General features: G+C 62.7%; 15 protein-coding genes. 2 read left to right on the top strand and 13 right to left on the bottom strand.

What is annotated here, in order from left to right; all coding sequences use genetic code 11:
- Positions 1-140: 140 nt before the first annotated feature.
- From FHT86_RS13925 to tssA, 12 genes are all read right to left on the bottom strand, one after another.
- Positions 141-1,643: a serine/threonine-protein kinase gene (locus FHT86_RS13925; protein ID WP_133707394.1), complete on the bottom strand. Its 1,503-nt coding sequence runs from the start codon at positions 1,641-1,643 to the stop codon at positions 141-143.
- Positions 1,633-2,508 carry a DUF3365 domain-containing protein gene (locus tag FHT86_RS13920; protein WP_133707393.1) on the bottom strand — a complete coding sequence of 292 codons (876 nt, stop codon included), beginning with the start codon at positions 2,506-2,508 and terminating at the stop codon, positions 1,633-1,635. Before FHT86_RS13920 ends, FHT86_RS13925 begins: the two co-directional genes overlap by 11 nt.
- 4 nt (positions 2,509-2,512) lie before the next feature.
- On the bottom strand, positions 2,513-3,652 hold the full coding sequence (locus FHT86_RS13915; RefSeq protein WP_133707392.1) for a caspase family protein: 1,140 nt from the start codon (positions 3,650-3,652) through the stop codon (positions 2,513-2,515).
- A gap of 27 nt (positions 3,653-3,679) precedes the next feature.
- Positions 3,680-5,170, bottom strand: a complete 1,491-nt coding sequence (locus FHT86_RS13910; RefSeq protein WP_133707391.1) for a class I SAM-dependent methyltransferase — start codon at positions 5,168-5,170, stop codon at positions 3,680-3,682.
- The gene (gene tssG, locus FHT86_RS13905) at positions 5,167-6,246 is read right to left on the bottom strand and encodes a type VI secretion system baseplate subunit TssG (RefSeq protein ID WP_166656819.1); all 1,080 of its coding nucleotides are present in this window, start codon (positions 6,244-6,246) and stop codon (positions 5,167-5,169) included. Before tssG ends, FHT86_RS13910 begins: the two co-directional genes overlap by 4 nt.
- 68 nt (positions 6,247-6,314) lie before the next feature.
- A complete protein-coding gene (tssF, locus tag FHT86_RS13900) occupies positions 6,315-8,138 on the bottom strand; it encodes a type VI secretion system baseplate subunit TssF (protein WP_133707389.1) in 1,824 nt (607 codons plus the stop codon).
- A 3-nt stretch (positions 8,139-8,141) separates the two neighbouring features.
- A complete protein-coding gene (tssE, locus tag FHT86_RS13895) occupies positions 8,142-8,657 on the bottom strand; it encodes a type VI secretion system baseplate subunit TssE (RefSeq protein ID WP_133707388.1) in 516 nt (171 codons plus the stop codon).
- Positions 8,654-9,451 (bottom strand): type VI secretion system accessory protein TagJ, encoded by a 798-nt coding sequence (locus tag FHT86_RS13890; protein WP_133707387.1) that lies wholly within the window; start codon positions 9,449-9,451, stop codon positions 8,654-8,656. Before FHT86_RS13890 ends, tssE begins: the two co-directional genes overlap by 4 nt.
- A 56-nt stretch (positions 9,452-9,507) precedes the next feature.
- Positions 9,508-11,061, bottom strand: coding sequence for a type VI secretion system contractile sheath large subunit (gene tssC, locus FHT86_RS13885; RefSeq protein WP_133707386.1), 1,554 nt, complete (start codon positions 11,059-11,061; stop codon positions 9,508-9,510).
- A gap of 1 nt (position 11,062) precedes the next feature.
- On the bottom strand, positions 11,063-12,559 hold the full coding sequence (gene tssC / locus FHT86_RS13880) for a type VI secretion system contractile sheath large subunit (RefSeq protein WP_133707385.1): 1,497 nt from the start codon (positions 12,557-12,559) through the stop codon (positions 11,063-11,065).
- 3 nt (positions 12,560-12,562) lie between these two features.
- Positions 12,563-13,069, bottom strand: coding sequence for a type VI secretion system contractile sheath small subunit (gene tssB, locus FHT86_RS13875; RefSeq protein ID WP_133707384.1), 507 nt, complete (start codon positions 13,067-13,069; stop codon positions 12,563-12,565).
- A gap of 117 nt (positions 13,070-13,186) precedes the next feature.
- Positions 13,187-14,302, bottom strand: a complete 1,116-nt coding sequence (gene tssA, locus FHT86_RS13870) for a type VI secretion system protein TssA (RefSeq protein WP_133707383.1) — start codon at positions 14,300-14,302, stop codon at positions 13,187-13,189.
- A gap of 178 nt (positions 14,303-14,480) precedes the next feature.
- Between tssA and tssH the strand changes: the two genes are divergently transcribed.
- Both tssH and FHT86_RS13860 read left to right on the top strand, forming a co-directional pair.
- Positions 14,481-17,102, top strand: a complete 2,622-nt coding sequence (gene tssH / locus FHT86_RS13865) for a type VI secretion system ATPase TssH (protein WP_133707382.1) — start codon at positions 14,481-14,483, stop codon at positions 17,100-17,102.
- 21 nt (positions 17,103-17,123) lie between these two features.
- The gene (locus FHT86_RS13860; protein ID WP_133707381.1) at positions 17,124-17,600 is read left to right on the top strand and encodes a type VI secretion system tube protein Hcp; all 477 of its coding nucleotides are present in this window, start codon (positions 17,124-17,126) and stop codon (positions 17,598-17,600) included.
- A gap of 516 nt (positions 17,601-18,116) precedes the next feature.
- On the opposite strand, the gene FHT86_RS13855 is transcribed toward FHT86_RS13860, so the two are convergent.
- Positions 18,117-18,785: a PP2C family protein-serine/threonine phosphatase gene (locus FHT86_RS13855; RefSeq protein WP_133707380.1), complete on the bottom strand. Its 669-nt coding sequence runs from the start codon at positions 18,783-18,785 to the stop codon at positions 18,117-18,119.
- Positions 18,786-18,793 lie beyond the last annotated feature (8 nt).

Genomic DNA, 18,793 nt, shown 5'->3' with positions numbered 1-18,793 from the left:
AACGGCCGCCCCGCTACGAGCAGATTTCAAGCGGCTGGAGAAATGTTACAGAAGCAACAGAGGCGTCAAAATCCCGGTCTGTCCGGTTGAGCGAGGAACTTCCGAATGAAGCCCGCAACTTTGGCCTCCGCCGTAAAGGCTCACATCTGGTCACCGGACAGATCTCGGACCGACACCGGCAGCGACCCGGGATAACCTCGATCCGCAAGCAGGTTTTGAAACCGTCGGCGTTCATCGACGTTGTCGATCACCTCCAAACAAAGCGCTTGCAGTTCATCCAGCGTTGTAGAGCGCTCCAACGCGCGCCTCACCAGATGGCGCGCCATAGGACCCATCGTATGCGTCAGGGCGCGCGTAATGCTTTCGATCGCCTCCGCCGCGGGGCGCGGCTGACCCGGAATCGGCCGCGAGATCGAAGCACCTGATCCTTGCTCCGCCGCCTTTGCGGCGCCTATGCTTTGATCCTGGCGTGCGGTGATGATCTTGATCGCGTCATCGACAAACTGGTCCCGCAGATCCTCCTGCGGAACCAACTGGCCCAGGAGCCGGCAGAGCTCATCGGGAGAATGGGCATCCAGCATGGCGCGGCGCAGATGGAACCGCGCCATTGGACCGATGTGGCGAGCAAGGCTCCGCTCGATCGTGGCAACAGAGGATTCGTCGAGGCCCTCGAAATCACCGAGCGACCGCAGCGAAGTGTCGGGAGGGGGCGATATTTGCCCCCTGGAGGACGACACGACGATCGTCTCGTGTTCTTCCGCCTCTCTCGTCAGGCGGTTGACCGGATCGGTCTCGGTCTTGGTCTCGGACAGGCCCCGAAACGCGGTGGCCATGTCTTCGGCGCTGGCAAAGCGGTCATCGGCTCGCTTCGCCAGCGCCCGGTCCACAATACCAGCGATTTCTCGCGGCACGTCCGGCCGCTTATCCCGCAACGACGGATGTGGGAGGTTGACGAGCTTGTAGATTACGTCCGCATGGTTGAGGCTGCTGAACGCGCGCTCGCCAGCCAATAGCTCGTAGATGACGCACCCCAGCGAAAAGAGGTCGCAGCGCTGATCGACAGGCCCGCCGAAACATTGTTCGGGCGACATATAGCTTGGCGTCCCAACCATCATCGCGCCCTGAGTAAACCCAGTGCTTGTGAGCCGCGAAATGCCGAAATCGGTGACTTTCAGCCGGCCGTTGGCCGTCAGCAGGATATTCGCGGGCTTGATGTCTCGATGGATGATGCCGAAGGCGTGCGCGTAGCTGAGGGCATCAAGCACCTGCAAGGCAATATGAGTTACCTCCGAAACGCTCGCCTGCGTGCCGCGCTTGAACGCCTGGCTGAGACTGACCCCTTCGACATACTCAAGGACGAGGAACGGATTGCCTTCGTGCAAGGCGAAATCATAAATTGCGACGATGTTTGCATGCAGGCAGCGGCCGGCGATCCTGGCTTCGTTGTTGAAGCGCCGCAGATATTCATCCCGATCCTCGCTTTCGAGAAGATCGGCCCGCACCAGCTTGATCGCAACCGGCCGCTCGATCTGCGGATCGTAGGCCTTGTAGACAACACCCATCGCCCCGCGGCCGAGCACGGCGTCAATGCGGAATCGTCCGACGAAGGCAGGCAGGGATTGAGAGACGGGCTCATCGCTCATTCAGCATCCCCATCGCTGCGACCAGGCTGCGGCGCATGCGGTTGAAGGACACCGCCAGCGACCCGATCTCGTCCCGGGACGAAAGCTGAAATTCGGGAACCTCCATATTGCCCAGGCTGACCTCATCCGCCAGCTTGGAGATCCGGCGCACCGGCACGACGATGAAAAAGTGCAATAACAGGTTGAGCAGGAAAAGCATCAAGACGAAAATGATCGTCAGCCCACCCATGAGGAGATAGAGGTTCGACCGTGCACTCGCCAAGGGAACGCGTTCGGGAATCGAGACAATCTGTGCCCCGACGGTGTCGCCCACCTTCCAGCCGAATCCGTTTTCCCGGCCGTAGATATCGACCATGGAGGCAGGCGCGGCTTCGGGGGTCGAGTGACAGGCGAGGCAGGTGTCGCTATTGACCCGAACCGGGCGCGCATAGGACAGGACCTTGCCGGTGCTCGTCGTTCGTTCCACCACCAGCTGGTCCAAGTTTGGCTGCTCGACCAGCTTCTTGATGATATCGGCCTCCCACGGCACGGGCCGGTCGGCCGGGTTGGTGGGATTGGTCGTTGGCTGGCGAAAGGCATAGTCCGGGAAGGCGCTTGCCATGAGCTGGAAGGTCTGCTGCGCGGCGTAGAACGGAATGCTCTGCGGCAGGAACTGAGCCTTCATCTGCCTGTTCAGCAATGGCGATACCTGCTGGTCGGTATAATGGATGGTGGCGTCTGCCGCACCCATGACCGCAGCGGCCTCCGCCAATACCGCCCGCTTTGCCCCACGCTCGCTGACGGTGTTGAGGAATACTCCGGCCAGGCCCAATCCCACGAGGAAGGCTACCAGCATCACGAGATTGAATTTTGCCCGAAAAGTCATCTGCTTATCGCCTGATGTTCAGCAGTTTTGCGATTTGGATCTGTGTCAGCACGCCACTTGGCGCATCGCCGATCCTTCTTTGAAAAAGGCGAATGGCGTGCTTTGTTCGCGCGTCGAGGCGCCCGTTGATGGGTCCTTTGTAAAAGCCAGCGTCAGCCAGGGCGGTCTGGATACGGCTAGCCTTCCGATCCGGCCGGGTTGCGCGTTGAGTGGTCGTGACGCGAGGCGCCGCTGCCTCCGGGGTGGAAACCGCATCCTTGGTCGTGCCGTCTTTGGTCGCGATCGCGAGCCGGTCTGGCCCGCTCTTCGCAGGATCGGAGATCTTAGGCGACGCATCGAGCGGAACGACCTGGCCGGCGGTCGTCGGCGCGGACTTCTCCTCCCCGGTGGACGGGGCCACGGACGCCGATCCGTCGCTCGCATAGAGCGTCGGCGGTATCGGCCCGGAAAGCGGCGCGAAGACGGCCAGCCCGTTCCCTCGTACGAAGCCATACTGCGCCTGAAATGCCGCTGACAATCTGGCCCAGTCCTGCCCCGAACCGGACAGCAGGTCGGGAAGGTTGTGGCCCAGCGCCCCGACGCTATCGTCGTTACCAGCAACGACTGCAAGATGCACGCCCGCGGGTAACCCCGTTTGGATGAGATTGATTGCGTCGGCGGCGTTCTTGTCTGGCTGTAGGCCAAGGTCGGCGAAGAGCACGCCGTTGCTGCCGGCAAGGGTGTTCAACAAGGCCTTGAGGATGACGCCTTGCGTCTCGAGGCGCGTAGGCTGGCCGGGATCCGAATCCACCGGCAGCATGAACAAGCGCTGGTTTGCGACGGCGGCATAGCTACAGACATAGATGATCGTCGCTCTCTGTGGCGTACCCGACACCTGTGCCACGAAATCACCGATCGCTTTTCGCATGTCCACAGACGAGGCATCGAGCACCTGCACCACCTCGAACCCTTGGCGTTGCAGCCATCCACCGACGTCACGGGCCGATTGGTCGCAGGCGGCGAGCGGGTGTCCGCCGGCATAGGTGCCGTTGCCGATCACCAGCGCCGCTTTGTCGGCATCCGCCGAAGCGGGCTGCGGGGTCAGGGATAGGGCCAGGGCGCATACCGCCGCGGCCAGGAAACCAGGGAATGACAAATTCTGCATAGTCACGTTCTCCGTTTCGCCCGCATCTCAGATGATTCCTGCATGCTTCCACACGCGCAGCTGCCGAAGGCGTGTCTCCTCCGCCGCCTTCAGGAACTTTTCACGCCCCGCACCCTCGGCCTTCAGTCCGATCGTGTCGGCCCAACGATCCACCGACGAATCAGCGCCGAGCCTGTGCATCATCGAAGCCGTGACGTAGTGATCGCCGCTGCAACGCAGGCCGCTGCCGAGCCGCAAGCTCGCCAAGGCGCCATGTGAAGGATCTCCGCGCAGCACTCGCATTGCGATGTGATTGTTGAGGCGCGTTGCCGCCTCGCCGGTGTCGGCGTCCCGACGCGCCATAACGATGGCTTGCGAGGTGCCGACCAGCATGCCGGCAAGCTCGGCCGGGTTGTCACGCCGTCCGCCGCGACCGGCGAGCGACATCAGATCACCGATCCGCTGCGGCCCCTGCCCCAACGCGGCCACCACCGGCTCGTAGAAGCTCCGCTCAAGGGCGCCGTGTCCGGCCGGGAGATTGAGTTCGTAGATGAAATCCTCGGGCCGTCGCGTCAAAGTCAGATACAGATCGGCGAGCGCAGCGTCCCGGGCAGCATCGCTGATGCGCCGCGGTCCCCGCACATAGATGTCGTGGCGCAGGCCGCGGGGCAGGCAGAAATCCTTCGCCAACTCGCGCAGAGCGGGATCGTCGATCCGGTCCCAGACGGCGCGCTGTTCGTCGGTCAGCATCAGCTGCGGAAAATTCTCGAGAATCTCCCCCGACGCCACGTATTCGAGCTTGGCGTCCGCAAGCGCCGCAGCGACATCAGCCTGGAAGCAAGGCCGCCAGTCATCGTTCATGTATTCGTGCGCCACATACTCCCGTGGCATGCTCGATAAATCCTTCCTCAACATCTGAACCAGATCGCTCTGACCAAGATGGAAAGCATCTGCCGCACCGAGCGCCTGCACCAGCTCCAGGGCTGCCTCCGCCTTGCGATCACTACGACCGCTAATGCGCCGTCCCGCCGTGTGGATCAGGCGCTGGAGCCCGATGGCTCCCTGCCATCCCGGCAATGAGTTGTAGCTCAGATGGAAAGCGCCGCCCGGACGCAGACGGCTACCGAGGATGCGCACGATGCCGGCGCGGACATCGTCAGACACCCAGCTCCACACCCCATGAGCGCTGGCGACATCGACCTCTGGCAGCTCGCGCGGGTCGAGAGTGGCGAAATCGGCTTCGATGAATTCGATATTGTCGATCCCAGCCTCGGCCGCCAATTCACGCGCCTCCTCGATATGCGCGGGCATGAAGTCGATGGCGACGACCCGCCATTCCGGATTGCTGGCGGCCAGGCACAACGCCCCACGTCCACGGCCGCAGCCGAGTTCCAGGTAGGTCAGTTGCTCCGACCGGCGGGCAAAGCTGGGGGCCACGTTTCCGAGCAGGCATGACAGAGCAATCTGGGAGGGTGCCTGCTGGTCGTAATACCCTGTGGTGTAGATGATGTCGGTGACATAGCCGCTATTCCAAGTCATGATCTTTCTCCCAAGTGTTCTATCAGGCCTGCCTCGAACAGCGCCTCTGGTGCGTCATGCTGACGGAGCCCGGTTGTCGGCAGCCAGCTGTTCCAACCGAGCCGCGGTGGTGTTGCCGTCTTGATTTCGAGGGCGGGGACCGAGGCGGCCGCCAAAATTGGATTGACAGCGAAATCGGTTTCAAACCCCAAATAGGCCCGGACCAGCGACGTGACGCGACGCAGAAGGTCGCGGTCCGGCAGCATCGCCTCGAATCCGGGCAGATCCAGCGGGCCAATGTGCAGGATAATCCGGGCCTGGACGTCCCAAGCACGGCTGCCGATCGCGGCGTCGACCCCGAGGCGGCAGAATTGGCCTGGGCTATTCCCGGACGGGAGGACCGAGACCTCGTCCCGGCCGAGGGGAAGCCAAGCACCCGCGAATTGTTCGACCTCCACGGTCCGCCCGAGCCAGTCGGAAACAATCGCCGCGAGAGAGTCCGCCGATCGCGGCCATGCCGAAAACAGGCCGGCATAAAACATCAGCGGTTCCGAGCCGACTGCCAGCCGGGATGCCAGATGCGGCGTTCCGTAGCCGGTGAGCGCAAGCTGGATGTCGCGCAACCCGTCTGCGGGCGTGGCAGCTGACGACCGGTCCGCTAAAGAGGCGGCGGTTGCTACCCGATGCGGCTGATATTTGATGCCGGCCTGTGCAAATTGCGCGATGGGCCGCTGGGCGAGGACATCGAGGAATTCAGCCAGGGCGGGGGTGCGTTGCCTCTGCTGGCTATTGACCGTGTCAGTATAGGGGCGCGGCAGAACGCCGGACGGCCCGGTCAGACCGATCAGGCCCGTCGTTGCCCTGAAGCGGCTCTCCACTTGCTCGACCGCCATCATGTCGGAGGCGACGAAGCCGAGGCCGGCGGCCGCATGGAAGCGTACTGCCTCGCCGGGGTCGGCCTGGCCTGTGGCCCGCATGAGGATCGCAACGGCGGCATCGAAATTGAACCGGGCCGGGTCTTCGACCAGGGTCTGCAACAGGGACCGACTGCGCGGCCGCGCGCGCGCATCGGCTCTGTCCTGCTCTGCGATTTCCACAGTCGCCTCAACTGAGGAATGGGATAGATCCAGATCGCTTGTCTGGCCTGGTATGGCGGATGCGGTCATCATGCCAACACACGGGCCCCAGCCCGGGGTGGGAATTTTGCGACTGAACCCGCTCGGCCCTGCAACACCGCGGACGTACGCACGAAGGAATTGACCGTTGCATGGAGAGCCAGGAACCGCTCCAGGACGGTCGCCAGGAGAAACAAGCCGGAGGTTTCCCAGATCCGGGCGTCGAATTCGAGCGTGACGTCGATGCCTCGGCAGAACCCGCCGGGTCGCGAGCCCGGTACGCGCGCGGTTCCGGGCGTCGAACGCACGCCGGTCAGGCCAGTGATGAGGGTGCGGGTCTCGGCCGTATCGCGCAAGTCGTAAAGCTTCAGCACCTCGCGCAGACTGTCGGCTGCGGCCGGACCGCCGACGATCGAAAGATGGCCGAGCGACAGATGCGAAATCAGTCGCCAGTTTCGGTGTTCACGCAACGGCGCCCGCAGCGAAGGAGTCGGCGCCGTCAAGCAAGTCACGCTTCGCACAGCGCTTACTCCTTCCGTCAGATGCAGCCGCGGCTGTCCACCGCCGAAAGGCAGTTCGCCGGGAAGATCCCGGTTCGTGCACAACGCATCGACTGACAACACCGTGTCGGCGGGCTGATCGATCGAGAGGCCCGGGTCGAACGGCGCAAGGAAAACATCGGTGCCAGTCATTGCCCCGGAGCTCGGGCGCCGGATGACGTTGAAGAAGCCGTTCGGTTCCTGCTCCGCGGGCACCTCGGCCGGATGTCGGTAGAACGGGTGCCACGGACGCGATGTACCGTCGCCACGCAGTTCGCGCACGCGCTCGATGCTCCAGATTTCGAGGGCTCTGGGACGACGGTTGTCCGGCGCAACATGGTATTCGGTCTCGCGGTAGGTCAGCAGTATCGGCTCGCATTGCTGTGCAAACAGATTGACCATGGGAGTACAGCCGAGGGCCAGGCAGTCCGACTGTAGCCTGCGTTCGAGATGAGGCACGGACTGATCGAAATATACGAAGATCTCGAGCCGGTTCTGTTCATGGATCAGGGTCCGCGCGTCGAGGCCGCAGAGGTCGACGAAGAGGAATTTCTCTGGCAGGGCAAAATATTCGGTCAACAGGCGGAAGCCCGAAAAGGACCGTGCCGACCAGGGGTACAGAGCTTCTTCCGGCGCGAAACCGACGGGTCGGATGGCGCTGGCGGGCAGCATGGTTGGGCTGGGATCGTTGGGGTTCTCTGCCAGGGCGATGCCGACGACATGACCGCCCAGCAGCTCGTAAAGAGGCATGCTCTGCTCGAACGCGCCGCGCAGGAAGCAGCGGAGCTGGTCCAGCCCCAGCTCGGCAAATGTCGCTTCGGGATCGCTGGTCCGCAGCACGATGCGCAGGCTGCTTCGCGCCTTCTGCACGTCAGGATGCGCTGGCGCTGTCAGCGGCAAACCCGTCAGCCTCACGCTTTCGATCTCCACCGGCCACAACGTCGTGTCGTAGGTGGTCCGAAAGCGGCAGGGCATGCCCTGGATGGCATCCGTGTTCAACGTCGTCCCTGCGGGCACGACCGCAGGCACGCGCAGGTCCGGCTGGCAGCCGAACTGGACAATGGCGGCGGATGGAACGGGTGCGAGATAATGCGGAAACAATGTTCCCAGTAGCGCGTCGGTGATCTCGGGGAATTCGTCGTCAAGTCGCTGCTGCGCCCGAGCCGCGAGGAATGCCACGCCTTCGAGCAGCCGCTCGACGTGTGGGTCGTCGACGGCGTCCGGGGTCAGCCGCAAACGTCCCGCGACCTTCTGATGCGTTTCGGCAAAATCCCCAGCCAGCTTGCGCAGTGCAGCGAGCTCGCGGTTGTAATATGGGAGAAAGGTATCCGACATCGGCTAAGCCTCGTTCAGCGGGCGCAAGGTCACGTCCGCGGTCGTCGCATCGACTATCGTATCGAAGATGATTGGCTCCGGCGCAGGATCGACGCGCAGGAGCGCGTCGATCCGAAGGCGCAGCGTTGTGCGCAGCAGATCGCCATCGTCAATCAGCTGCACCTGGATCTGGCTGAGCCGCGGTTCGAAGTGCAGGATGGCCTCCTCGATTTCGCTGCGGAGTGCTTCGCGCTGACGGCGGTCGTTGAACGCGCCGGCGGTGAAATCCGGGATGCCATAGCCGAGCGGCGACAGACGAAGCTCTGGGAGGCCATCGGGCACGGACCGCCACGGCCGGCGGGCGTTGAGCAAGCCTTCGAGGTCGCGGTGAACCGACCGCCGCAGCCGCTCCAGCGTTTCGGTCGCAGACACCGGCTGGTCTCCACCCCGCGCAGGCTCCTCATCGATCAGGCGGTCCAGAAGCGGCGCCTGCGCAGGGCGCCTGACCTTTTGGCGCGACGTGACGGGCGTCTGGCTCATGCGAACTCCAGCGAGGTCAGTCCCTGCATCGGCAACCCCTCGTCCCCGGCCAAGTATATGCGTTGACCTATGCCGCAGACCGGCTCGGTCTCGGTCCATTCGGTCTCGCGCCCGAGGCGCAGGGCGTCATTGGGAGCGGCTGCGCCATGAAGGCGCGCCTGATAGAGCGCAGGCAGATAGACATCCCCGTCCGGCCCATCGCGGACCACCATGGTGCAGCGACGCCAGAACAGGTCCCGCGGCCGCTTCGGCGGGTGGAACTCGATGCTCTCCACACGTTCGGTCGGGATCCAGAAATACTTGCCGGTGGCACTCAGGACTTCGAAATTCCCGGTCGACAGATCGTCGGCATCGCGGAAGTCGGCGAAATCGATCCCGTCCCTGCGGCCAGCAACAACCGGCCGCGCCTCTTCGGCGGCCCGCACTGCTTCGGCGGCACCAGCGGCGTCTCCAGCGCGCAGCATCAGCACCGCCTTCAGCAGATGCGTCTGGGTCGCGGTCGGCTGTCCCAGGAACTCCGGCATGCGGCCTTCGCTCATGACCTGGCGGCGGGCCATCTCCCCGCGCAGCAGCTGGCGGAACTCGCTGATCACCAACGCTGCCGACGGATCGATCGTCGCCCCCGCGTCCAGCACGGAGTCCGCACGCTCATAGTTTCCAGCAAATAGCAACAGCTCGGCCAGCAGCACACGCCCCCCGCTGTCCGCCGGGGTGCCCCGGACGGCGGCATTGGCGGCTTCAATGGCCCCGGCGAGATCGCCCTGGCGAAACAAGTCTCCGGCTTTGGTCAGCATCGAATTCTCCTGGAACGGGTAGGGTTTTGCCTGTGGTGCAACTGACGCTCATCGCGTCAGCGGATTGCCTTTTCGAAAGAGAGGCCCGTGACCAGTCGGAAGATCATCGAAACGTCGTCGAGCTGGTGATAGGGCTGCAGGTGGACAATGCAGCCAAAGGAACCCGGCCGGCCATCGAGCTCGTGCACCCTGATCTGGCTCGATATCAAAGGATGCTGCGCCCGACTGTCGGGTCCGGCATTAGGGCTGGCATTGGTGTAGCCCGAGAGCCAGATCTGCAGGCGGCGCTCGATCTCAGCCGCGGTCAGGGAGGAGCCCGTCATCTCGCGCCCCATGATCTTGATGTAGTGGGCGAAGCGCGAGACGCAGAGCATCGCGTTGATCTGCGCCGACAACCCCCTGTTGGCAATCGCCGGCGTCGGGTCCCTCCCGGGCGGGTTTGTCGGCCTGGTCTGCAGGCTGTGCACGGCCGCAAATGCCGCATCGCCATAGGGTAGCGTGTTGAGTGGCATCATGCCGACTCCCACCAAGTCCCGTTCCTGCCGGTCGGTCAGTGCAAGGTCAAGCGAAGGACGGTTCCACACCGTCTCCGGCCCAAGCACGAAGGCTTCGGCAGGCAGGTCCAGCACCAGCCCGCCGCCGATGCGGTCGGCGCTGACACCGCGGATATCGGCTGGCCAGTTATGCAGTGATTGCGCGCGACCGACCGCCGCGGCAAAGGCATAGCAGGCGACCGACCAGGTGCGATGGCAGCTTTGGGGTGCATATTCCTCATAGCGGAACCCGTCCGCGCGCGCCGGCTCCGACCGCCAGCGGGGCCGCGCCAGCGCGCGGGGCAGAGTGACGCAGACAAACCGCGTATCCTCCCGCGTTGCCAGCTGACGCCAGCGCAGGTGATCATCGTCCCGGAATGAAGCTGCCACATCACTGGACAATGCGAGATCTTCGAACTGATCGACACCGAGCAAGGCCGGTGACGCCGCCAGCACGATGGGCACGAAGGCCGCAGCCCCGACCGAGGCCAGGGCCGACAGCACCGATATGTCGTCCACCGGTGCGGCTGCGCCTGGCCGCGATCGCTCCGGCACATGCCGGAGCTCGTGATCAACGACCAGCAGTCCTAACGGCTCGCCGCCGGCCATGCCGAACTCATTCTCATAGATCAAACGAAACAAAGCGGACTGATCGAATTCGCTCATTCTGGCGAAGTCGCGGTCGAGGTCCTGCCATGACGCCGGCAGAAGCTTGGTCTTGAGGCGCGCTCCAGGATCGAATCCGTCGATCATCCAGGCCAGCCCCCGCCAAGATCCCTCCAGGCGTTGAAACCGCGGATGGTGCAGGATCTCATCGAGCTGCGCCGAGAGCAGCTCATCGATCGCCGCAATATCCTGATCCAGCAAGCCACGCAGACGATCCGGATTGCGCTGCAGTTCTCTGGCGAGCGGGAGGCCGAACCATCCCGCAAGCGCGCCACTCTCCTGGCGCAGGAAGTGCGTGAGCCGGTCGGCAATCGCCTCACTCCCCCTGTCGCCTTTCCGACCGGCGAGGACATGTAGCCGCAAGGGGGGCGCATCCCGCCCCACTTCCTCAAGTTGCAGCGCCGCCGTCATATTAGACCCGCTCGGGAATACGAGCCACCATGCGCATGCTGGCCGTCAGTTCTTCCATTTGCAGCCAGGGACGCATATAGGCGATCGCGTTGTAGGCACCCGGCCGGCCAGGGATTTCCTTCACCTCGACACGCGCTTCCCGAAGCGGATAACGGGCCTTGCTGTCGGCGCCTGCATTTTCGTTGGTGTTGACGTAGTTTGTGATCCAGCGATTCAGCCAAGCCTCGCAGTCTTCAGCTTCCATGAAGCTGCCGATCTTGTCGCGCGCCATGATCTTCAAGTAATGCGCAAAGCGTCCGGTGGCCATGATGTAGGGCAGGCGTGTCGAGATCCGGGCGTTTGCCGTCGCGTCGGGCCTGTCGTATTCCTTCGCCTTCTGTATCGTCTGGGCTCCGAAGAACACGGCATAGTCGTGGTTCTTGTAGTGGCAGAGCGGCAGGAAGCCGAGATTGGACAATTCGTATTCCCGCCGATCGGTGATGCCGATCTCGGTAGGGCACTTCGCGTCCATGTCGCCGTCATCGGACATGAAAATGTGTTGCGGCAGGTTGTCTACCTTCCCTCCATTTTCGGCGCCGCGGATCGCGGTGCAAAAGCCGTAGCGCGCGAAGGCCTCCGTCAGCCGCGTGCCCATGACAAAGGCTGCATTCATCCAGCAATACTGTTCATGACCCATCGGCAGGGGAGCGCCGGCGGCATCGACGGGGGCTTCCTCATACGAAAACTCGTCGATCGGCTTGGTGCGGGCGCCATAAGGGAGCCGCGCCACGACGCGGGGCATCACCAGCGAGACGAACCGGCTGTCCTCGCTGTCGCGGAAGCCGCGCCATTTCAGATATTCGGCCGTATCGAAGATCTTGGCCAAATCGCGCGGCCGCGACAGCTCGGTCCACTGCTCGAAACCCATCATCCCTGCGCCGGCGGCCGAGATGAACGGTGCGAACGCCGCGGCGCTGACGTTGGAAATGAGCCGCAGCGTCTCGATGTCGTCAGGATGGTTTGTCCACTCGTAGTCACCGATCAGGGCGCCGTAGGGCTCCCCGCCTGGCGTGCCAAATTCGTTTTCGTAGATTTTTCGGAATAGCTGGCTTTGATCGAATTCGACGGCCCGCGTCAGGTCGCGGTGCAGCTCGCGCTTGGAGATGTTCATCAGCCTGATCTTCAGCATCGCGCTGGTTTCGCTGTTCATGATCAGATAGTGGAGGCCGCGCCAGCTACCTTCCAGCTTCAGGAACTTCGGATCATGGATGACGGCGTTCAGCTGGTCCGATAGTTTCTGGTCGATGATGGTGATCGCCCTTTCAATCGTCCGCGTCAGGTTGCGATCGAACATGACCGTGCCCGTGCGGGCCTGCTCGACGAGGGTGCGGACAAGATCCTGGGCACGATCGGGCTCGGTCTGCTTGGTGGCGGACACGACCTGATCGAGCAGGCCAAGCGTCTCGGTGCGGGTTGACGCCGGCGCTGAAGCGTCTGTGGGGAGAGCCTTGTCGTTCATGGTTCAGCCTTCCTTCTTGATGCCGAGCTGACCCGAGATCTCCTCGAGGTCATCTTTGTTTTTCAGGACCTGCTCCAGCAGCATTTCCAACTCCTCGGAGCGGTCCGCCTTGCTCATCAGGTCACGCAGCCTGTTGCGCGTCTCAAGCAGCGACTTCAGCGCGGGGATCTGATCCAGCACCCGGCCCGGCTCGAAATCCTCTATGCCGTTAAAGCGGAGATCCACCGCCATGAAGCCGCCGTCCTCGCTGAGCTTGTTGTCGACCTTGAGATGCAGTCCCGGCGTTAGCCGCTGCATCACCTCGTCGAAATTGTCTCGGTCGATCTGGATGAACTTGCGTTCCGCAAGGGGCCGCAAGGGTTGAGCCGGATCGCCGGAGAAATCACCGACGACCCCGACGACGAAGGGCAGCTCACGGACGATCTGCGCTCCCTCTGTCTCGACTTCATAGGTGATGTGGACTCGCGGCCGACGCACGCGGCTAAGCTTTTCATGGATGCTGGCGTTCATTGGGGACCTCTCCTGGGACAAGGGGGCGCCGGACGACGGCGCAGATTGCAACTGTGCAGACGGCCGAGACCGGCCGAAGCGTGATCATGGGTTCGGCAAAGGGCGCTACTGCGCGCCTCAGTCCGACGGTGGCTTGATGCCGAGACCCGAAAGGATCGCGGACCTCGCCTGTAGGTCCGGCATCATTTCCTTGAGCAATTCCGGCAATCCGAGGCGCGCCCTGCGAACGGCATCGTCTAATGTGTAGCTGAGGGGAGAGTGCGGCTCGGCGATCCTGAATTGCGCTGCGAGCCGGGAGATCTCCTGCAGCATGTCTTCGCGGGTCGGACTGTGGTTCGCAACCACGGGAGTTGACACCGGCGCATGCCCGATAGCGGCTTGCGTAGGCACCGGTTCCGGCTGATGCGGTGCCTCGGCAGGCATAGGTGCATAGCGTTCGAGGGTGCGCCGAAGCTTCTCCAGAAACTCATGGACGCGCCTGGTGGGAGGGGCCGCCTCTTGAGCGGCTGCGACCAGCACCTCGTCCAGGCTACGCCAGGCATTGCTCACCGCAATGACACTGCGAAGTATCTCCGTGAGACGGGTGCGACCGATCGTCTGCGCCTCGGCTTCCAGGTCGGGCAAGGCCAGCGTCCCGGACGCGATCCGTTGGGCCTTGCGCGCCGCATCCAGCGTCTCTGCCTCCTCCGCCTGCTCGAACTGCCAGTAGGTCACCGGCGTGCCGTCGGCTCGTTCGTATAGAACCAACTTGCGCAGCGGCTGCAGCAGGGTCCCTTCTCCGCCCTGCCCATTCAGTCCGGCAATCGGCGCGACCCGCCCCTCGATACCGTCTTCGTCCGGCAGTGGAAAAAGTCCGTCTTCCCAGTAGCGGGACACCAATCCGCTCAACACCTGCGACCCGGCCTGGAGGCCGGCGAGCCCGTCGCTGCGCACAAGACTTTCGGTCAGCCACGCCGCGATTTCGATATCCTTCGCCGTCGTGACAAGCGCCTCGACGGCAAGATCACGGACCGTGATCCAATGGCGCGACGCGCCCACCTCGGCGCCGGGATCATTGTCGATGATGCGCTCTGCGGCGCGCGCCTCAGAACGCGCATCGCGCAAGCGAAAATAAAGCGACTGCGGTGTCACATCCAGTCTCGGATTGTTTCCCACAGTAGAACTATCTGAAATAGGCCGCAAAATCTCCTCGAAATCAAGTAAATTCGGCCGATTTGTCGCCAACGTTTCCATCGTTTACCTATTTCGAAAGCTGCATTGAAAGTATTGCATCACTTTTCTATCAATGATGTTACGCAATAATTTCAAAACTACTCGAACACGTTACACTCGTAACCAAACTAAACTGGACAAAAGGATTGGCGAACCATAAGTGTTCATAGGTGAAGGCGGCCAACTCAGAGGATCCATGATGCCAACCATCGACTTGAAGCTGCTGGTCAATCGATTGAACGAAACCAGCCGCCGAGCGCTGGAGGCGGCGGCCGGAACGACGTTGTCCCGCACTCACTACAATGTCGAAATCGAGCACTGGCTGCTTCAGCTGCTCGAGCATCCGCGATCGGATGCCGAGCTCATTGCACGCCATTTCGAGATTCCGGTGGACCGCCTCTCGACCGAACTGACCGCGGCGCTGGACCGGATGACAACGGGGAACGGTCGAGCCCCGAGCCTTTCCCCGGACCTAGTCGGCCTGGTCAAGGACGCTTGGTTGCTTGCGTCCATCGAGGATAGCGTCCGCCTCATCCGATCCGGCCATCTGATCACCGCGGCGCTCGCCGACAGCGCGATCAGTGCACGCCTGCATGAGGCGGCACCTCATTTGCGGCGGATCGTCCCGGATATCCTCCGTCGGGACCTCGCCAAGATCGTCGCTGGCGGCGCAGAGGCTCCCGCCGAAAGTGAGGGAGGCGTGAGCACAAGTTCCGATCGGCCGCCGACGTCTGCGGGCGGCGGTACGGCGCTTGATCGCTACACCACCGATCTTACCGCTCAGGCGCGCGCCGGCCGCATCGACCCGATCCTGGGTCGAGACAGCGAGATCCGCCAGATCATCGACATCCTGACGCGGCGCCGTCAGAACAACCCAATCCTGACTGGCGAGGCGGGTGTCGGCAAGACCGCGGTGGTCGAAGGCCTTGCGCTGCGCATTGCCGCCGGCGATGTGCCGCAGGCAATCGCCAATGTCGCCATTCGCACCCTTGATCTCGGCCTTCTTCAGGCAGGAGCGGGGATTAAGGGCGAGTTCGAGAACCGGCTGCGCTCGGTGATCGAGGAATGCCAGGCCAGCCCCACCCCCGTCATCCTCTTCGTCGACGAGGCCCACAACCTGATCGGCGCCGGCAACGGTGCCGGCCAGGGGGATGCGGCCAATCTTCTAAAACCGCCGCTGGCGCGCGGCGAACTCCGCATGATCGCGGCGACGACTTGGGCCGAATACAAAAAGTTCTTCGAAAAAGATGCGGCGCTGACCCGGCGGTTCCAGACGGTGAAGGTAGAGGAGCCGTCCGAAGACATGGCCATAGCCATGGTGCGCGGCCTGCTCTCCACCCTCGAGGAGCATCACGGCATCCATATACTCGACGAGGCGGTTGAGGCTGCAGTCAAGCTGTCGGCCCGGTTCATCCCGAGCCGACAGCTTCCGGACAAGGCCGTTAGCCTGATCGATACCGCCTGTGCCCGCGTGGCGATGAGCCAAGCCTCGCCGTCTCCCGCCGTCGAGGATGTGCGGCGCCGGATCAATCTGATCGCGACTGAGCTGCGCGTATTGCGCAGGGAGCTGCTGTCCGGGGCCGATCACCAGGCGCGGATTGCAGCACTGGAAGTCGAATCCGCACAGTTGGAGGAGAGACTGCAGGAGTTGCAGGGGCGTTGGAACGAAGAGCGCCGCCTTGCCCAAGCGATCGGGGAAACGCGGGCGCGCCTTGAGATGTCGCCGGAACCGGCGGCATTGCAGCGGGACCTGGCCGCGCTGACCGCCGAACTCAACACCCTGCAGAGCGAGCAGCCGCTGGTGTTCCCCGTGGTGGATGCCCAGGCGGTGGCGGAAATCGTCGAAAGCTGGACCGGAATTCCGGCCGGCCGGATGCGGAGCGACGAGATCCGTACCGTTCTCGACCTGCGCCGGGCCATGGAGCGGCGGATCATCGGTCAACCCCATGCCCTCGAGGCGATCGCGCAGTCGGTTCGCACCTCCCGGGCCGGCCTGACCGATCCGCGCAAGCCGATCGGTGTCTTCCTGATGGTCGGAACCTCTGGAGTCGGCAAGACCGAGACGGCCCTCACCCTTTCCGAACTCCTCTATGGCGGGGAGCAGAACCTCACCGTCATCAATATGAGCGAGTTCAAGGAGGAACACAAAGTCAGCCTGCTGATGGGCAGTCCTCCCGGCTATGTCGGATACGGAGAAGGCGGAATCCTCACGGAGGCAGTCCGTCGCCGTCCCTATTCCGTCGTCCTGCTGGACGAGATGGAAAAGGCGCATCCAAGCGTCCACGACATCTTCTTCCAGGCTTTCGACAAGGGCACGATGAAGGACAGCGAAGGCCGCGACATCGACTTCAAGAATACGATCATCATCATGACGTCGAATGCAGGAACCGACTTGATCTCCCGGCTATTCGCGGATCCCGAGACGGCTCCGGACGCCGAGGGCCTGGCGGTGGCCCTGCGGGAGGAATTGGCCAAGACGTTCAAACCCGCCTTCCTCGGACGAGTGACGGTCGTGCCCTATTTGCCGCTCAGCCAGGATACCCTGCGCCAGGTTGCGACACTGCAACTCGATCGGATCGCAACTCGCGTCGAACGGAAATTCGGCACGAGCCTGCGTTACAGCCCGGAGCTGATCAATTCGATCGTTACCCGCTGCACCGATGCCAGCGCCGGCGCCCGAGGCATCGAAAGTCTGCTGACGAAAACCCTGCTGCCGGACCTGTCGGCCCAATTCCTCGCGCGTATGGCGGAAGGAAAGCCGGCGGAGCAGGCCACCGTCGAGATCGACGATACCGGCTCCTTCCTATCCCACCTGCAATAGAACGAAAGGTTAGCGTGTTCCATGGCTATTTATATGAAGTATGACGGCATTGACGGGGACGTCACCGAGACCGGCCACACCAAGTGGATCGAACTGAACTCGTTTCAATGGGGCGTCGGACGCGGAATTCACACCGCGGTCGGTTCTGCGGCGGAGCGCGAATCGACGGCCCCTTCGATCAGCGAGGTGGTGGTCACCAAAGAGAACGACATTTCCACGGGCAAACTGATGCAGGAGGCACTTGGCGGTCACGGCAAGACGGTGAAGGTCGAGTTCACGCGCACCGACAAGAGCAAGCAGGACGTCTTTCTGTCACTGGAACTGACCAACGCCATGATCAGCGGCTATTCTCATGCGAGCGGCGCGGACCGCCCGATCGAGACGATTTCCCTGAACTTTACCAAGGTGCTGTTCAAGACCAAGCAGATGAAGGATGACGCCACCGAGGGCCAGCCCTTCAACGTCACCTATGATCTGGAGACGGCACAACTTAGCTGACCATAGTGGCGCTATTTCCCCTGCGGCTGTCGGTGCGGTGCCATCGATGGCCGTTCGGCTGCGGGGTTGACGTTATCGCTGCAGATATAGAGATGAGCAAACGTCGAGTGGCGATCTAATGCCAAAAATAACTAACTTCGCCACGGCAGCAGATAATTTCGTTAACAGATCGGATTTTCCGAATAGCTTTGAGGGCTTTTATCCGCTCGGCTTCAAAAGTGATCTAGCGTTTCAGGAATTCGTCATCGACCTGTACATGAACCTGCCAAGCCAACGATATTAAGAATGGGCACAACGATGCAGATGTATAACTATATGCTGGGCCATATTAAGTTTAAGAGATAACGATCCCCTCGATCAGCGCAGATCACCACCGCTGGTCATCGTGGCCGGTACCTAAGGCCCCTTGTCGGCACAATTTTCCACCAGACCCCGACAGAGCAGCTGGTTCTCAAGCTGCTCGGCGCGAGATTCTGAGCGCCGAAGAGCCCCCAATCCGACGAGCTGCTGGATTTCTCAACCTCGGAACGCCGTCACAACGGCGGTGATATTGTCCCGCGCATGGCGGGCCAGCGCCGCCGCGACGAGCATTTCAGCGACATCGCCGTCCTGAGCCATAATCTCGACCATCTCGTCTGAACTCAGGGCCTTGTACAAGCCGTCGCTGCACAGCAGAAGCCGGTCTCCCGGCTGTGCGATACCGCGAACCTTGTCGATCAAGAGTTCGGCTCCGCCGGCGCCGACGGCTCTGGTGATCACGTTGCTATGGGGATGGGTCTCGGCCTCGGCTGTCGTGATCGTCCCCGAATCCACCAATTCCTGGACGAGGCTGTGATCGGAGGTCAGGCGATGCAGCATCCCGTCGCGCAGCAGATAGCCGCGCGAGTCACCCGCCCACAGGAAAGCGAAATGGTCCCCATGCACCATCAGCACGATAACCGTGGTCGCCAGCGTCACCTGCGGGATCCGGGCCCGCCCCTTTTCAAGGAGCAAATTGTGCGCGGCGTGCAAGCGGACACGAACCTCCGCCAACCGCTCGGACGGCGGGATCGTCTCCGACATTTCCTCCAGTAGTTTCACCACTTGGGCGGAGGCGACCTCACCGTCACTGTGACCGCCTGCGCCGTCGGCGACCGAGAACAGGCCGAGGTTCGGGCGGCAAATGTAGGAATCCTGATTCTGCATCCGGACAG

This window comes from Rhizobium sp. BK313 (assembly GCF_014193655.1).
GTDB lineage: Bacteria > Pseudomonadota > Alphaproteobacteria > Rhizobiales > Rhizobiaceae > Rhizobium.
This window is presented reverse-complemented; position numbering and strand designations above follow the sequence as displayed.

What these genes read in the sequence shown, in the direction of transcription:
- tssC (WP_133707385.1), bottom strand. Translation starts at nt 12,559, where the DNA reads ATGAACGACAAGGCTCTCCCCACAGACGCTTCAGCGCCGGCGTCAACC.
- FHT86_RS13920 (WP_133707393.1), bottom strand. Translation starts at nt 2,508, where the DNA reads ATGACTTTTCGGGCAAAATTCAATCTCGTGATGCTGGTAGCCTTCCTC.
- FHT86_RS13890 (WP_133707387.1), bottom strand. Translation starts at nt 9,451, where the DNA reads ATGCTGACCAAAGCCGGAGACTTGTTTCGCCAGGGCGATCTCGCCGGG.
- FHT86_RS13855 (WP_133707380.1), bottom strand. Translation starts at nt 18,785, where the DNA reads ATGCAGAATCAGGATTCCTACATTTGCCGCCCGAACCTCGGCCTGTTC.
- tssE (WP_133707388.1), bottom strand. Translation starts at nt 8,657, where the DNA reads ATGAGCCAGACGCCCGTCACGTCGCGCCAAAAGGTCAGGCGCCCTGCG.
- tssF (WP_133707389.1), bottom strand. Translation starts at nt 8,138, where the DNA reads ATGTCGGATACCTTTCTCCCATATTACAACCGCGAGCTCGCTGCACTG.
- FHT86_RS13910 (WP_133707391.1), bottom strand. Translation starts at nt 5,170, where the DNA reads ATGACTTGGAATAGCGGCTATGTCACCGACATCATCTACACCACAGGG.
- FHT86_RS13860 (WP_133707381.1), top strand. Translation starts at nt 17,124, where the DNA reads ATGGCTATTTATATGAAGTATGACGGCATTGACGGGGACGTCACCGAG.
- tssC (WP_133707386.1), bottom strand. Translation starts at nt 11,061, where the DNA reads ATGACGGCGGCGCTGCAACTTGAGGAAGTGGGGCGGGATGCGCCCCCC.
- tssA (WP_133707383.1), bottom strand. Translation starts at nt 14,302, where the DNA reads ATGGAAACGTTGGCGACAAATCGGCCGAATTTACTTGATTTCGAGGAG.
- tssH (WP_133707382.1), top strand. Translation starts at nt 14,481, where the DNA reads ATGCCAACCATCGACTTGAAGCTGCTGGTCAATCGATTGAACGAAACC.
- tssB (WP_133707384.1), bottom strand. Translation starts at nt 13,069, where the DNA reads ATGAACGCCAGCATCCATGAAAAGCTTAGCCGCGTGCGTCGGCCGCGA.
- FHT86_RS13915 (WP_133707392.1), bottom strand. Translation starts at nt 3,652, where the DNA reads ATGCAGAATTTGTCATTCCCTGGTTTCCTGGCCGCGGCGGTATGCGCC.
- FHT86_RS13925 (WP_133707394.1), bottom strand. Translation starts at nt 1,643, where the DNA reads ATGAGCGATGAGCCCGTCTCTCAATCCCTGCCTGCCTTCGTCGGACGA.